We start from the raw sequence: 15,118 nt of genomic DNA on the forward strand, positions 1-15,118 counted from the left end.
ATTCCCAACATTCTTCTACCATTCACGACAGGCGCCCGTGGCAATTCCGCAGGGGTTCTGATCCACAAACGTTTGAGCGCAGAAAACGCCAGGGGGCGGAACGGCTCTGAGACGGCACAAGAGGCCGAACGCACGACGAATGGCGACGTCATTCGATCGTCGCCATCCGTCGTTCTTCCTGCGCTGAGCGGTGAGCCTACTCGTCTTGGGCAGCTTCTTCCTGTTCGGCTTCGACGCCGAGGAACAGCAGATTACCGTTTCGGTTGATCCGCAGCAGCAGCGGACGGTCCGCATCACGCGCCTCGGCCCAGGCGTTCGAGAGCTCTTGTGCGGAACTGACGTCCTCATCACCGGCACCGAGGATCACATCGCCCTGCATGATACCCGCGTCAGAGGCGGGGCTGCCCGGCTGGACCCTTTGCACGATGATCGCCTCGCCTTCCTCAAGCCCGAGGTTGCGGCGCACGAGTTCCGGAACGGGGGCCACGGCAAGTCCCATCATTTCGCCCTCGGGCGTCATTTCCTGTGGCGTTTCTTCGCCTTGTGCGGCCTCGCGCTCGGCCAAGGTCAGCGTGACCTCGATGCGCTCGCCATCGCGGAACACCGTGACGGGCACATCCGTTCCCGGAGCGATATCCGCGACGGCACGCGAGATTTGTCGAGGATCCTCGGTGGTCTGTCCGTCAATCGACAGGATCACGTCGCCCTCTCGAATGCCCGCCGCCTCTGCCGGGGCTTCCGGCTCGACCGAGGTCACGATGGCGCCGTCCGTCCCTTCAAGATTCAATGCCCGCGCCAGGGAATCGTTGATCGCCTGAAGGGTCACACCGATGAAACCGCGTTGCACGTCGCCGGTGTCGATCAATTGCTGCACCACGTTCTCGGCGATGCTGGACGGAACCGCGAAGCCGATCCCGACATTGCCGCCACCGGGCGAAAAGATAGCCGTGTTCACGCCGATCACCTCGCCCGACGTGTTGAACAGCGGACCGCCGGAATTGCCCGAGTTGATCGAAGCATCGGTCTGAAGGAACGCATCATAGGGGCCTGCGCCGATGACGCGGGATGTGGCCGACAGGACACCAACCGTGACCGTGCCACCAAGCCCGAAGGGACTGCCGATCGCGATCGTCCACGCTCCCGGCTCCATCGCTTCGCTGTCACCCCATTCGGCCACAGCGATATCCGACATGTCCTCGATCTGGAGAACTGCGATATCGGTGGCCGGATCGGTACCGACCACCTCCGCCGCGCGCGTCGAGCCATCGGTGAGCAGGATTTCGACTTCGGTGGCACCTTCCACGACGTGGTTGTTGGTGACGACATAGCCGTCTTCGCTGATCATGAAACCGGAGCCGCCGGCGACAGTCTCGCGCTGTGGTGCCTGCTGGCCCGGCATGCCGCCAAACGGACCGGGCATCCCGAACGGTCCGCGCTCGGGGGCCATCTGGCGCGGAGCCGCGACGCCGCGAGCGGTGATCCCGACGACCGTCGGACTGAGATCGGCGACGATTGTCGTGAAATCCTCGGGCGGGGTCATCGCGGCCTCTTGCGCGATGGTTGCGGGTGTGCTGGCCAAACAGGCTATCGCGACAGCTGCGGAAAGGGTTTGTTGCTGCGTCAGCTTTCTCATTCGTTCCTCCTATGGAAATGCAATTTCGCCGGTTCGGTCCAACCGACGCGCGTCATCGCCAGCGCGTCGGTGTCTTCAAGGCGGCGGCCTCGCCAAACCCGGAGGACAGCCGCCTGTTTCTTGGATGCAGCAACGCCCGACTGCCCCAAACGTTCCAACCCGCATCGTTGGCCATGATGCTGGCAATCGACGTTGTGGCAACGCGTCCTGTGCCCCGGTCACCGCCCAAGGGCGGCCAGGCTCGGGGTCGCGATCGCGTCGGCAATCGTTGGCGAAAAGGGGCTAGTCCGGTGGGTCCGGCAACTGGTCGATCTCGTCCATCGGGCCGGTTCTGATGACTGAACCGGACGGCGTGATCAGCGCCCAATATCCGCCAAAGCTGTAGACACCTTGTCCATTCGGCATGCCTGCGGCCGTGTCTCGGTAGAAATGAAAAAGCGTGCGTCCCGCATAGACAAGCACGTCCTCGCCGCCGACGCTTCGTGTCTCGACCAAATCGGGATCAAGCCCGTCTCCGACGCGGATACCCCTCTCGACCTTGACCAGGGGCCAATGGTCCCGGCACCAGATGTCGCAGGATTCCAGCGGGTCCAGACCGTCACCGCCGATATCGTAGTCGGTCAGAAACGCGTAGACCGGCCTGCCATCGGAATGGGCGACATAAGCACCATATTCTGCATTGGACTCCGCGACGAGCGTGGCCGTTTCGGGATCCTGCGCCCATGCGGAGCCGCTATGGGCCAGCAGAGCGACGGCGAATGACGTCAAGATGCGCATGGGATTTCCTTCCTTGGTTTTCCCAAGCGACCAGCCACGTTCGTGCGCTATCCGCCGGGGCCCTGAACTCAAACTTCCAACGACCAAAAGAGGCGACGGGTTCCGCAACCGCATCGACGCCAAAAGCTTTGGAAGGACGGCTCAGGCAGGCTTCGAGAGCCACGGACAAGCAAGGACAAACAAACGGCTTTCCGTTCTATTTGTCGTCCTCGATATCTTTCACGCCGTCCGGAGAATTTCCGGCTTCTGGAAACGCCGAGCGCAGGGTCGCCACACCGACCTGCGAATGTGCGTGATCCAAAAGGCGCCTGCGCTCCTTGCGCTTGGCGGTCTCATCAATCCCCATGGCCGTGTTGAGGTCCTCCTTGAGGCGCGGGTCTGCCTCCCCATCCCGGTTGAAGGACCACATCAGCGTTGGATCGCCATAGGGAAGCGGATCTCCTGGGCGCCCGTTCCCATCCGCCCGGCCGGTGTGCCAGGTATGCCAGGTCTTGCCGTAACTGTTGACGAGGAGCCGCATGAGTTCGATTTCCGCCGCGGCAGGAAGATCAGGCGCGGCCAGTTGCCCCGAGAAAACTTCGTAATTATGCGGATGCCAGTAGGGTTTTTCCTCCTCCGGCAGGCCATTGAACAAGGTTTCGGATATTATGTATTCCACCCCGATCAGGTTCGCGTCCTCGGTGTTGCCATCGAAGATGGCGCATTGGAGCACATCCGCATTCACCTGGGCGCAGAAATGGTGCGCTTCCATCTGCATCTGCGGATCGTGGCGCGCGCAGTGCAGACCCACCACATAGATGTCGAAGCTCTTAAGCGGGGCGTGGGTCTGCATCAGTTCCGCGCCGGTCTCGAGGGTGGCGCGCCAGAGCGATGTGTCTTCGCCCGGGGGGCGCAGCTTTGGGGGACGCTTTGTCATATCTTCCACTCTCTCCGCTGGCCTGTCGACCGGACGCCCCGCACGCCTGCAAACGTGACAGGACTTCTGGCTCACTCGCTCCTTGGGGCCGCCTCTGTCGAGCGCCGCGTCATCGAAGCCACGACGATCTCCATCAGCCCGACAAGAAGATGGGGCCACCAGATCAGCGCGGCGAAACCGAACAGCCAAGGCGACACGGCGAGCAGGATGCCGCTGCCTATGTCGGCGCCAAGATGCACCTTGAGCGGGATCACCTTGGCGGCACTCAGTTCGTATCGGGTGATGAGGCTCATTGCGATGATCGCCACACCGATGACCTGTGGCAGCCATTGTTCCACCCCACCGGTCGCGAAACCGAACAGGTATGGCGCGATAATCAGCAATACGCCGGTGACGTAGTCGATAATTCCATGTGTTCGCGTGTCGATCATTTTGTCTCTCCTGATGTGGCGGCAATTAAACGAGGGCATTTTGCAAATCGTTCCGATCATTGTTGCGATCCCTCTGACGACGCGACGGGGTCGCCCGGATTGCGGTGTCTGGCAGCCGTTGCGAAGGGCTGTTCCCAGGAAATTTCCAGGCAAGCGCAAACCAGGCCGGGGGCAAAAGGCGGATTATGGCCCAATCATTTTTTTTCGCGCTGCGCCGCGCTTTCGACGCGGAACCGGAGTGTTGCAAATTTGTTTTTTCTTCGGTCACCGACCAGATTGAAAGGAGAAGGACCATGGCTGACAACAAGAACGCCGATACACGCCCGGCAACCGGATCGGACCGCAACGAAAGCGGTCAATTCAGCGGCGGCGACGCCGCACGCGACGCCGGCCACAAGGGCGGCGAAGCGTCCTCGGGCAGCTTCCAGCAAGGCTCCGAACGGGCGAGCGAAGCCGGACAGAAGGGTGGTCAAGCATCATCCGGAAGTTTCGAACAAGGCTCCGATCGCGCGAGCGAGGCAGGCCGCAAAGGCGGCGAGGCCTCCTCGGGCAGCTTTGAAAAGGGCTCCGAGCGCGCAAGCGAAGCAGGCCGCAAGGGCGGATCGCGTTGAACCTTGATGATCGTGGGTCCCCGCTTTTGCGGGGGCCTGCCCCGCCACGCTGAGCGCCCTTCTTCTTTCAGCAGGCCGGATCGGGGCTTTATTTCAAAAACGTCATCTGCACCGCGAATGCGCCATCAGGTATAGACCGACGAAAGGACACATCATGTCAGATGAGAAAAAGACCACCCGCACCATTCCAACCGACGTGCAGCGCGAAAAAGGCAACGTCATCAACCAGACCGCCCAGCAAATCGATCCTGCCGGGCGACACCGCGTTGACGTGAACGCCAATGTCGAAAGCGATCTGACCACCAAGCAACCCGGCGGACTACCGCAGAACCTGCCACCCCAAGGACCCGACTCCGCGCAGGATGGCAAAGAGGTTCGCGATGCGGGCCCGAAGGAGATGCAGAACCCGCCGGAACGATGGGACGAGGTTGACGAAGAGGTCGACGAGTCCTTCCCGGCGAGCGATCCTCCGGCGAATTACTGAAAGTCCGACCGCAGGGCGCAGGCTTGACGTGCCCGCGATTGAACATGTGAATGAAATATCTCGCAGGGATCGAAAGACCTGCGCTGTGCACAGACGGGCGCTTGTCCATCCGGGAACCCGCGCAGGGGTGGGCTGCGTTGGTTCGACATCACCGCCCCGGTCCGCGCAACGCATCTGTCTTGTTCGTTGGCGTTGAATTTGCGAAGGACGTGGCCGTCAACGAAGCCGAAAAGGACAGGCCGTACAGGTGCGTAGGATCCTTGGAAAACTGACCGCGTTCATTGTGGGGGCCGCTGCCGCCGGCATTGTGGCTTGGCTTGTGCTCGACACGCCAACCCCGATACCGGACCCCCGCGAAGTCACCCCACGCGGCGCCCTTGCCCCGCAGGAGGAAACGATCATCGCGCTTTTCGAACGCGCGCAGGAATCGGTCGTGTCGATCACCACCGAGGAACGCGTGGTCGATCCCTGGGCGCGGCGCGCCATCGACGTGCCGCGCGGAACCGGGTCGGGTTTCGTCTGGGACGAGGCGGGACATGTCGTCACCAATCACCACGTCATCACGGGCGCCTCGGGGGCACGCCTCCGGCTGGCGGACGGGCGCGTGCTTCAGGCCACACTCGTCGGGTCCGCGCCAGAGCACGACCTGGCGGTTCTGCGCATCGAAACCGGGCGCGACAGACCCACGCCCCTGCCCATCGGTGAAAGCGGCACGCTTCAGGTCGGGCAATCGGTTCTTGCGATCGGCAATCCCTTTGGTTTGGACTGGACGCTGACAACGGGGATCGTCTCGGCGCTCGACCGCGAAATCCCGGCGCGCGGCGGTGGCTTGGTCGAAGGGCTGATCCAGACCGACGCGGCGATCAACCCGGGCAATTCGGGCGGTCCGCTGATCGACAGTGCCGGGCGTCTGATCGGCGTGAACACGGCCATCTTCAGCCCGTCCGGCGCCAGTGCCGGGATCGGCTTTGCCGTGCCTGTCGACACGGTCAGCCGCGTTGTGCCGCGGTTGATCCAGGCCGGACGCTATAGCCCGCCCTATCTTGGCGTCCGACACTCCGACCGGATCAGCGCGCTCGCCTCGGCAAGAGGGCTCAAAGGTGTGCCCGTTCTGGGTGTCGAACCCGGTTCCCCCGCTGCGGCCGTCGATCTGCGCCCCGCTGGCGAGGATGCGGCTGGTCAACTGGTGCTGCGCGACATCATCGTCGCTCTCGGAGGCCAGAGCGTGTCTAGCCGTGCCGAACTGGAGGCGGCGCTTGCCGCGCAGACCCCGAACGAGCCCGTGACCCTGCGTATCTGGCGGGAAGGCGAGACCATCGACCTGAGCGTCGTCCTGGCAGACCCGGACCCATAACGCCCGATCGGTCAGGCTGACGCTGCGGCCCCATGCGGAACGGTCCTTGCCCCGACATGTGCATCTACGCTACCAGAATACATGTCATCCTGCCCTTGCCCGACCGAGACACCGTCTTGCGCGACACATGGCAAGGGTACCCTATGAACGCACGGTAGCGACCGAGCATATCCAATCCTTGGCCGATCGCGCTAGCCGAACTCGGAAGAGGGAGTTGACAGGTATGAGCGTGAACTCGGACTCCAGAAGTACATCCCGGCTGCTCCGGCGATCCTTTACGGCGTTTCTCGTACTGATCGTATTGATTGTCTTGGCATTCCTTGCGGCCTTTTCCGCCTCGCTCTACGAGGCGGGACGCCACAATGCCGCCAGCATGGCCACCGCGGTGGAACAATACGTGAGCCGTAGCCTCGAGGTAAGCGAGATCATGGCGCGGGATGCGCTGGGATATCTCGAGCGGCGTGGATCGGTCGAAGATCTTTCCCGGGACCGCGAGGCTCACGAGTATTTCTCCGATCTCGCCGATGCGATGCGGATCACCGAAGGCATGATCTTTGTCGATCCCGACGGGACCGTGCTTCTGCATTCCGACAGCTTTCCCGCCGCACCGGTCGATCTGTCCGACCGCGACTGGTTCCGCGCCCATCTCGACGGCGCCGACACCTATATCGACGGCAGCTTCATCAGCCGTGTGACGGGGACACTCGTGTTCGTCCACACCTTCGCCTTGCGGGACGACACGGGCGATCTGCTTGGTGTCGTGAACATCGGCATTCCGTCAGATGCGATCCTGAGCTCGCAGGCCATGCCCTTCGAGGGAGACGGCATCGTCACAGAAGTTTTCAAGCAGACCGGGAATGTCATCGCGCGCGACCCCTTTCCCAACGACCTCGTCGGTGTCCCTCTGGACGTGTCGGATCAGGTGCAGGAAGGCACATCGGTTCTTGAACGCTCCCTTGACGGCCGCTTCGAGGTGGCGAACTACAATGCCATTCCCGCTTACGATCTTGTTGCCGCCGTCAGGATCCCCCTCGGCGTCGTGCTGCACCCCCTGATAGTGACGGCGGCGATCACGCTGCCGCTTCTGGCCCTGATCCTGGTGGGCGCCTTCGCGACCATGCGCCATCTCGACTCCAAGCAGAAACAGCTCACGCGCGGAGCGACCCGTCTCGAAGCGGTGTTGCAGGCCTCCGGTATCGGGGCGTGGCAATGGCTGCCGAAGACCGACGAGACCGAGTATCTCGGACGTTGGGGAGAAATGCTCGGCTACCGAACCGAAGAGATCAAGACCAACAAGACGGCCTGGGAGGATTTTCTGCACCCCGACGAGCGGGAGCATCTTCTCGACAGCTTTGACCGGCTTCTGAAGGGCGAGAAGGACGTGTTCTACGAAGAACACCGGATGCGGCACAAGGACGGGCACTGGATCTGGGTTCTGGACAGCTGCCGCGTCGTGGAGCGGGACGCTGCAAACCAACCCGAGGTCGTGATCGGCATCCACTTCGACATCTCCGAGCGCCGCGACGCCGAAGAACGCATGCGTGCGATCTCGCTCGAGGTTGATCACCGGTCCAAGAACCTTCTCGCGGTGGTGCAGTCGCTGGTCTCGATGACGAAACTCGACAGCGAAGAAACCTTCAAGACCACCCTGCGCGGCAGGATCCAGGCGCTTGCGCGGGCGCATGAGCTTCTTTCGCGAAGCCGCTGGAAGGGTGCCGACCTGCGCGTGATCGCCGAGGAAGAGCTTGGTCCCTATACCGCGGAACGTGGCGGCGACATCGAGATCGAAGGTCCGCCGACTTTCCTGAGCGCCTCGTCGATCCAGGCATTGGCGATGACGCTGCATGAACTTGCGACCAACGCCGCGAAACACGGTGCGCTGTCGGTCCCGGATGGCCGCCTACGTCTGACATGGCATGTTCTGCCGCATGGGTCGGATTTTGAGATCCTCTGGGAGGAACAGGGCAGGAAGGCTGCGGCAACCACTGCGCCGACTTCCGGCTTTGGATCGCGGCTGATGCGCATGATGATCGAGTCGCAGCTTGGAGGAACCCTGGAAACCGAGATGCTCGAGCGCGGGTTCCGGTGCCGGATGCGGGTGCCCACGGCGCTTGTTCTGCGCGCGGCGTCGGAACCACATGGCCCGCACGTGGGCAGCACCCCCCTGCCCGAGGCCCCCGAAAAGCTCGTTGGCCGACGGATCCTGCTGGTCGAGGACGAAGCGATGCTGGCGGCCGAAACCGCGTCCCAGCTCGAGGCGGCAGGCCACACCATCGTGGCCGTGGCCTCGCGCGTGTCCGAAGCGACGATGATTGCCGCCGGCGTCGATGTCGAAGCCGCCGTGCTGGACCTGAACCTGCACGGAGAACTGAGCTTCCCGGTCGCGGACACGCTGCGCGAACGCGGCATCCCCTTTGTCTTCGTGACCGGCTACCAGCACGAGAACCTCATCCCGGCGCGGTTCAAGTCGGCACCCGTGGTCAGCAAACCGTTTCCCAGGGACGCTTTGCTGAACGCGCTGGCGAAAACCTGTGCGGAACCGTTACCGGAAGCCGGCTGATCCGGAACCTGCGGCGGCCCAAGGCCATTCATCCGGATCGCGCCGGAATGGTTCGGGACACAGCGGATCGCCAGGGACGACGCGCCAATCAGACGTTTGAGGTTTGGAAGATGCCCTGGAACCGGTTGCGCAGTTCGTTCTTCTGAACCTTGCCCATCGTGTTCCGGGGAAGCGCCTCCATGATTTCGAAATGGCGCGGTCGCTTGAATCCGGCCAGCCTGGCTTTCACCTCTGCCTCGATGGCGCCAAGATCGAGTTCGGCCCCCTCTTCCGGCACCAGTACGGCCACGACGCTTTCGCCGAAATCCGGGTGTGGCGCGCCGACCACGGCGCTTTCCAGCACGCCCGGCAGGTCATCGAGGAACAGTTCTATTTCCTTGGGATAGATATTGAAGCCGCCCGAAATGATCAGGTCCTTGCCGCGCCCGACGATCGAAATGTAGCCATCCGCGTCGATCTTCGCCAGATCGCCGGTGATGAAGAACCCGTCTTCCCGCAATTCCTCGGCGGTCTTTTCGGGCATGTTCCAGTACCCCTTGAACACGTTCGGACCGCGGACCTCGAGCACACCGATTTCGCCAGTGGGCAAGGTCTCTCCTGTCTTGGGATCGCAGATTTTGACCTCGACCCCCGGCAGCGGGAACCCGACCGTTCCGGCCCGACGGTCCCCTTCGTAGGGGTTCGACGTGCTCATGCTGGTTTCGGTCATCCCGTAGCGTTCAAGGATACGATGCCCGGTGCGGGCTTCAAAGCGTTCATGCGTTTCTTCCAGAAGTGGCGCCGACCCCGAGATGAAGACCCGCATGTGCCCAGTCAGGGCACGGTCGAACCGCGCGTCGTCAAGCAGCCGCGTGTAGAACGTGGGAACCCCCATCATCGCTGTCGCCCGGGGCAGCTGCGCGATCACCGTATCGGTGTCGAATTTCGGCAGCCAGATCATCGACCCGCCGGCGAGCAACGTCACGTTCGACGCAACAAAGAGCCCGTGCGTGTGAAAGATCGGCAAGGCATGCAGCAGGACATCCTCGTCGCTGAACCGCCAGATCTTCACAAGCGCTTCGGCGTTCGACAGCAGGTTGCGATGGGTCAGCATCGCCCCCTTGGACCGGCCCGTCGTGCCCGAAGTGTAAAGCAGCGCCGCCAGATCGTCTGCGTCTCGGTCAGCGACCTCCGTGCGGACCGGCAGAGCGTCCGCCTCCTGGCGGAGCGATCCATCGCCAGTCGCGTCCATTGTCCTGAGTGCCGCGCCGGTCTGGTTGGCAATCGCAGTCACGTCATCAACTTCAGCCGGGTCACAGACAAAGAGCGACGCGCCGCTGTCACCGATGAAATAGGAAAGCTCTGTGGGCGTATAGGCGGTGTTCAACGGCAGATACACCGCGCCCGATTGCAGACAGGCGGCGTAAAGCGCCAGGGCATCCGCCGATTTCTGCGCATGGACCGCAACCCGGTCGCCGGCCAGGACGCCCAGCTTGTGCAACGCGCTGGCATAGCGTCCGGCAAGATCCACAAACTCTGCGTAAGTCACGGCTGTTCCGTCGTGCAAATGCAGGAAAACTGTCGTCTGCCCCCGTTGGGGGGCGATCAGGGCATCGTATAGTGGGTTACTCACGTCCTGAACTCTCCTGAATCCTTCAACTTTCGGTCGTGGCCGCAGTCACCATGCAGCAATCAACGCCCCGCTGGTCTTGCGCGTTTGCGGGGTCCGAGCGGCTCCGTCAATCCCCCGCCCTGACCGCATCGGCGATGACTCGGTGTTCACCCGATGATCGCGCGATGTGCAAGGCAATGGAAAGACCCTTTCGACGAAAGACATGCATCTCGCGCCTTATGGTGTCCGCACCAAATCTGCTTCGGGATGACTGCCGCTGCCACCACCATGTTGTGGAATTGGTGAGCGCGCAGTACGTCGGCAAGTGCCGGTTTCTCTCGGGTCAGGCGTCCACCGTCTCGACCACCTCTGCGAACTTGGAAAAGAAACTGGCCGCCAGTTTCTTGGCCGTGCTCTGGATCAGGCGCGAGCCCAGCTGCGCCAGCTTGCCGCCGATTTCGGCCTTGGCGTCGTAGCGCAGGATGGTGACGCCATCGACTTCCTCAAGCGTCACGTCAGCGCCACCCTTGGCATGGCCAGCCGCACCACCATTGCCTTGACCGGTCAGCGAAAACGCGTCGGGCGCGCCCGCTGTGTCCAGTACGACCGTTCCGCTGAACCGGGCCTTGACCGGGCCGACCTTGAGCACGACCTTGGCTTCGAGATCGGTATCCGAATGTTTGATCAACTCCTCGCAGCCGGGGATGCACTGGCGCAAAACCTCAGGGTCGTTCAGCGCGGCATAGACCACGTCCTTGGGGGCGTTGATCGTGATTTCGTCCTTGAGTTCCATCTTTGGGTCCTTTTCATCAGCAACAAGGGAATTTGATCGAGGCCAGCAGATCGGCCTGTTCCTTGGTCATGGGCGCGCGCCGCAGATACCGTCTGACCCTGGCAAAGAGGTCGAACATCACGTTGCCCCCGTTTCGGTGCGCTGCCTGCGGCGACGGACCTCGGTGAGTTGGGCGAGGATCGACAGCGCGATCTCGTCGGGGGTGACCGCGCCGATGGCCAGACCAGCGGGCGCCTGAACCCGTGACAGGGCGGATTGCGACACGCCCTGCCCGATCAGCGTTTCCGACAGGGTCGCGAACTTGCGGCGGCTGCCGACAAAGGCAACAAAGCTCGCCTCGGCCTCGAGCGCCTGTTTGAGGCAGGCCAGATCGTTCTTGCCCTGCGTGGCGACGACGATCATCCGGGTCTCCCCATCGGCCAGCGGGCGAACCGCGCTGTCCGCCTCGCCTTGGGCCAGCGACCACTGGAACTGCGCCGCCAGCCGCGACAGCGACTTGGCCACCGGCGCCTCTCCGAAGATCAGCAGTTCCGGCAGCGGCAGGATCAGCTCGACGAAAATATCCATCGACCCCTTGGAGGGGCAGCCATTGCGGGCAAAGCTGACCCCCTCGACATCGGAGCCGGGCGCGATGCCCTTCTCATCCAGCAGGTCTTGCGGATGAAGCGAAATCAGTTGCGGCGCGCCTTCGGCCATCGCCCGCTTGGTCGCCTTGGCCAATGCACCGCGCACGCAGCCGCCGCCGATCCAGCCTTGCAGGATCGTGCCCTCGGCATCCAGCAGCGCCTTGGCACCGGGTTTGGCCGCCGTCGCGCCCAGCGTGCGGATCACCGTGGCGATGGCAAAGGGTTCGCCACGGGCGCGCATGTCGCGGGCCACGTCCGAGATCTCGGTATCGGTCAGTTCGGCGGGGGTCATAGCCGGGTCAACTCCGTTTCGAGCGCGGCCAGATCGGCCAACCGGTTTGCAGGATAAAAGAGATCCAGATGCGGCAGCGCTGCCGCCATGCCACGGGCGACGGGTTCATACCCGTCCCAGCCTTTCAGCGGATTGAGCCAGATGATCTTGCAGCCACGTTTCTTCAGCGCCGCAAGCGCCTCTCCGATCAGGTCGGGTGTGTCGGTGTCATAGCCGTCCGACAGGATCAGCACGACCGTGCGCCCATCGACAAAGCGCCGCGCATAGGTGCGCGAGAATTGCATCAGCGACGCGCCGATCTTCGACCCGCCGCCGAACCCGTCCGCCAGCACGGAAAGCCGCCCAAGCGCCCGCAGCGCATCGCGGTCGCGCAAGGCTTCGGCGATCCGCACCAGCCTTGTGTGGAACAGATACGCATCCGCCGTGTCATCGGCGCGCATCAGCCCGGCGATGAAGGCCAGGAACACCTGTGCATAGGTGGTCATGGACCCCGACACATCGCAGAGCGTGACAATCTTCAAAGGCCGGTCGGGGCGCTGTTTTTTCGGCAGGTGCAGCGGTTCGCCCCCGGTCGACAGGCTGTGCCGGATCAGGCGGCGGAAATGGATCTGGTCGCCCTTGCGCGCAAGCTTGCGCCGCCGCGACCTGCGATCCCGCAAGGCCGCGCCCAGCCGTTCCGCGATGCGCTGCGCCTCGGCGATGTCCTCGGGCTGCACAAGGTTGCGCAGATCGGTGTTCATCCGGGACTGGATCACACTGGCGACCAGCTTGCCCTCGCCATCCGCATCCGCCTCGCCGTCGCCGCCATCGGGGGCCGTGGGTGCCCCTGCCCCGCCGCTTGCCTCCGGTCCATTGGCGTTGCGCGAGCTGTGGACATTTTCCGAGGCCATCGCCTTTGTCGGGATGGATTTTTCCACCACTCGCCCACCATTCATCCAATAGGCGTCAAAGAGCGCGGCAAACCGCTCTGCATCTTCGGCACAGCCGGAAAACACCGACTTGAGCGCCGGACGCGCCTCGGTCGGGTCGGCGGCATTCACATGGGTCAGCGCGGCAAGACCCAGTTCCGCCTCGCCGACACCCAACCGCAGGCCATTGTCGCGCAGATGCGCCATGAACCCCGCCATGCGCGCCGCCGGGCCGGGATCACGGGCCGCAAACCGGGTAACGCGGGTCATGCCGCTTTGCCCGCCAGACGCTGCGCGATCTCGGTCGTGATGTTGTCACGGTCGCTCTGGGTTTTCAGCAGCGTCGCCAGTGTTGCCTGCAACACCACCGGGTCTTGCGTCAGGTCCGCGATCCCCAGCCCCATGAGTGCTGCCGCGAAATCCAGCATCTCCGCGATGCCCGGTTTCTTTTCGAGGTCTTCCTTGCGCAAGGATTGCACGAACCCGACAATCTGCCCGGCCAGTTGCGCCTCGATCCCGGCGCAGCGGGCCTTGAGGATGGCCAGTTCCGTGGCGCGTTCGGGGTAAGCCACATGGGCATAAAGGCACCGGCGGCGCAGCGCATCGCTCAGGTCGCGTGTGCCGTTGGCGGTGAGAATGACAATCGGTGTGCTCTTGGCGGTGATGGTGCCGAGTTCCGGAATGGTGATCTGGAAATCCGACAGGATTTCCAGCAGATAGGCCTCGAATTCCTCGTCCGCGCGGTCGATCTCGTCGATCAGCAGCACCGGCGCAGTGTCCTGCCGGATCGCCTTGAGCAAGGGGCGTTCCAGCAGAAACTCCTCGGAGAAGATCCTCTGCTCGACGCTGCGCCCGGTCTCGCCATCCTCGGCGGCGGCGCGGATCGACAGCAACTGGCGCTGGTAGTTCCATTCATAGATCGCCTGCGCGGCATCCAGCCCTTCGTAGCATTGCAGGCGGATCAGCTCTGTCTCTTTGACCTGTGCCAGCACGCGGGCCACTTCGGTCTTGCCGACCCCTGCCGCCCCTTCGAGCAGCAGCGGACGCCCAAGCGACAGCGCCAGATGAATGGCCATCGCCAGATCATCGTCTGCAATATAACCCGTCTCCGCCATGGCGGTCTGAAGCGTTGTCCACTGCATGTCTTTACCCGGCGACAAAAGGGGGTGGCCAGACCCGGCCACCCCGGTTCCGATCAGTCGTGAAGCCCAAGGCGGTTGGCGGTCTGCCAGATCCGCCAATGGTCATGCGGCATGTTGGTGTGCCGGTTGCCGAAGGCGCGGAACGCATCCTGCACCGCGTTCGAGAAGCAGGGCACACCGCCGACATGCGGGCTTTCGCCGACACCCTTGGCCCCGATCGGGTGATGCGGGCTGGGGGTGACGGTAAAGTCGGTCTCGTAGTTCGGCACTTCCCACGCGGTCGGCAGGAAGAAATCCATCAGCGTGCCGGTCTTCACGTTGCCCAGATCGTCATAGGCAATTTCCTGCCCCAGGGCGACGGCCAGCGCCTCGGTCAGACCGCCATGGATCTGCCCTTCGATGATCATCGGGTTGATCCGCGTGCCGCAATCGTCCAGCGCGTAGAAGCGGCGGATTTCCGGCACGCCGGTGTCAACGTCGATATCCATGACGCAGACATAGGCCCCGAACGGATAGGTCATGTTGGGCGGGTCGTAATAGCTGACCGCCTCGAGCCCCGGTTCGATCCCCGGAATGGCCTGATTGTAGGCGGCATAGGCGATTTCCTTCATCGTCTTGAACCGCTCGGGCGCGCCCTTGACGACAAACCGGTCGATGTCCCATTCGACATCGTCATCATGCACTTCGAGCAGGTAAGCCGCGATCATCTGTGCCTTGGCGCGGATCTTGCGCCCGGCCATCGCCGTTGCCGCACCGGCCACCGGGGTCGAGCGTGACCCGTAGGTGCCCAGACCGTAGGGGGCTGTGTCGGTGTCGCCCTCTTCGATGGTGATGCTGTCAGCCGAAAGCCCGATCTCGCTGGCTAGGATCCGCGCAAAGGTCGTGGCGTGGCTCTGCCCTTGGGAAAGGGTGCCCAGACGCGCAATCGCGGACCCGGTCGGGTGGATGCGGATCTCGCAGCTGTCGAACATGCCCATACCAAGGATGTCGCAGTTCTTGA

14 protein-coding genes are annotated in these 15,118 nt (G+C 63.2%); 4 read left to right on the forward strand and 10 right to left on the reverse strand.

Features of this window, described 5'->3' with window-relative positions; genetic code table 11:
• Positions 1–196 precede the first annotated feature (196 nt).
• The 4 genes from LCF60_RS05900 to LCF60_RS05915 form a co-directional block, all read right to left on the reverse strand.
• Complete coding sequence (locus tag LCF60_RS05900; protein ID WP_292290364.1) at positions 197–1,633, reverse strand: Do family serine endopeptidase; 1,437 nt, start codon at positions 1,631–1,633, stop codon at positions 197–199.
• A gap of 282 nt (positions 1,634–1,915) precedes the next feature.
• Positions 1,916–2,410 (reverse strand): hypothetical protein, encoded by a 495-nt coding sequence (locus LCF60_RS05905; RefSeq protein ID WP_292290366.1) that lies wholly within the window; start codon positions 2,408–2,410, stop codon positions 1,916–1,918.
• 196 nt (positions 2,411–2,606) lie between these two features.
• Positions 2,607–3,401 (reverse strand): OBAP family protein, encoded by a 795-nt coding sequence (locus LCF60_RS05910; RefSeq protein WP_292290367.1) that lies wholly within the window; start codon positions 3,399–3,401, stop codon positions 2,607–2,609.
• Positions 3,398–3,757, reverse strand: coding sequence for a hypothetical protein (locus tag LCF60_RS05915; RefSeq protein ID WP_292290368.1), 360 nt, complete (start codon positions 3,755–3,757; stop codon positions 3,398–3,400). The genes LCF60_RS05910 and LCF60_RS05915 overlap by 4 nt, the downstream gene beginning before the upstream one ends.
• A 185-nt stretch (positions 3,758–3,942) precedes the next feature.
• Here LCF60_RS05915 and LCF60_RS24590 point away from each other — a divergent pair, with 185 nt between their 5' ends.
• The 4 genes from LCF60_RS24590 (at position 3,943) to LCF60_RS05935 (ending at position 8,766) form a co-directional block, all read left to right on the forward strand.
• On the forward strand, positions 3,943–4,368 hold the full coding sequence (locus LCF60_RS24590) for a general stress protein (RefSeq protein ID WP_363318391.1): 426 nt from the start codon (positions 3,943–3,945) through the stop codon (positions 4,366–4,368).
• A 154-nt stretch (positions 4,369–4,522) separates the two neighbouring features.
• Positions 4,523–4,852, forward strand: coding sequence for a hypothetical protein (locus tag LCF60_RS05925; protein WP_292290369.1), 330 nt, complete (start codon positions 4,523–4,525; stop codon positions 4,850–4,852).
• Positions 4,853–5,156: 304 nt separating this feature from the next.
• The gene (locus LCF60_RS05930; RefSeq protein ID WP_363318393.1) at positions 5,157–6,206 is read left to right on the forward strand and encodes a trypsin-like peptidase domain-containing protein; all 1,050 of its coding nucleotides are present in this window, start codon (positions 5,157–5,159) and stop codon (positions 6,204–6,206) included.
• Between the two features lie 223 nt (positions 6,207–6,429).
• On the forward strand, positions 6,430–8,766 hold the full coding sequence (locus LCF60_RS05935; protein WP_292290371.1) for an HWE histidine kinase domain-containing protein: 2,337 nt from the start codon (positions 6,430–6,432) through the stop codon (positions 8,764–8,766).
• Positions 8,767–8,854: 88 nt separating this feature from the next.
• Here the strand turns inward: LCF60_RS05935 and LCF60_RS05940 are convergent, their stop codons facing one another.
• From LCF60_RS05940 to LCF60_RS05965, 6 genes are all read right to left on the reverse strand, one after another.
• Positions 8,855–10,378 (reverse strand): malonyl-CoA synthase, encoded by a 1,524-nt coding sequence (locus tag LCF60_RS05940; protein WP_292290372.1) that lies wholly within the window; start codon positions 10,376–10,378, stop codon positions 8,855–8,857.
• A gap of 322 nt (positions 10,379–10,700) precedes the next feature.
• Positions 10,701–11,150, reverse strand: coding sequence for a carbon monoxide dehydrogenase subunit G (locus LCF60_RS05945; protein ID WP_292290373.1), 450 nt, complete (start codon positions 11,148–11,150; stop codon positions 10,701–10,703).
• Positions 11,151–11,267: 117 nt separating this feature from the next.
• Positions 11,268–12,068, reverse strand: a complete 801-nt coding sequence (locus LCF60_RS05950) for an XdhC family protein (protein ID WP_292290374.1) — start codon at positions 12,066–12,068, stop codon at positions 11,268–11,270.
• Entirely contained in the window at positions 12,065–13,246 is a 1,182-nt protein-coding gene (locus tag LCF60_RS05955; protein WP_292290376.1) for a VWA domain-containing protein, read from the reverse strand. The genes LCF60_RS05950 and LCF60_RS05955 overlap by 4 nt, the downstream gene beginning before the upstream one ends.
• Positions 13,243–14,118, reverse strand: coding sequence for a MoxR family ATPase (locus LCF60_RS05960; protein WP_292290377.1), 876 nt, complete (start codon positions 14,116–14,118; stop codon positions 13,243–13,245). The genes LCF60_RS05955 and LCF60_RS05960 overlap by 4 nt, the downstream gene beginning before the upstream one ends.
• A gap of 53 nt (positions 14,119–14,171) precedes the next feature.
• Positions 14,172–15,118 (reverse strand): molybdopterin cofactor-binding domain-containing protein (locus tag LCF60_RS05965; protein WP_292290378.1); only part of this gene is annotated, 947 nt, incomplete at its 5' end.

This window comes from Marivita sp. (assembly GCF_020055635.1).
In the GTDB taxonomy this organism is placed as follows: Bacteria; Pseudomonadota; Alphaproteobacteria; order Rhodobacterales; family Rhodobacteraceae; genus Marivita.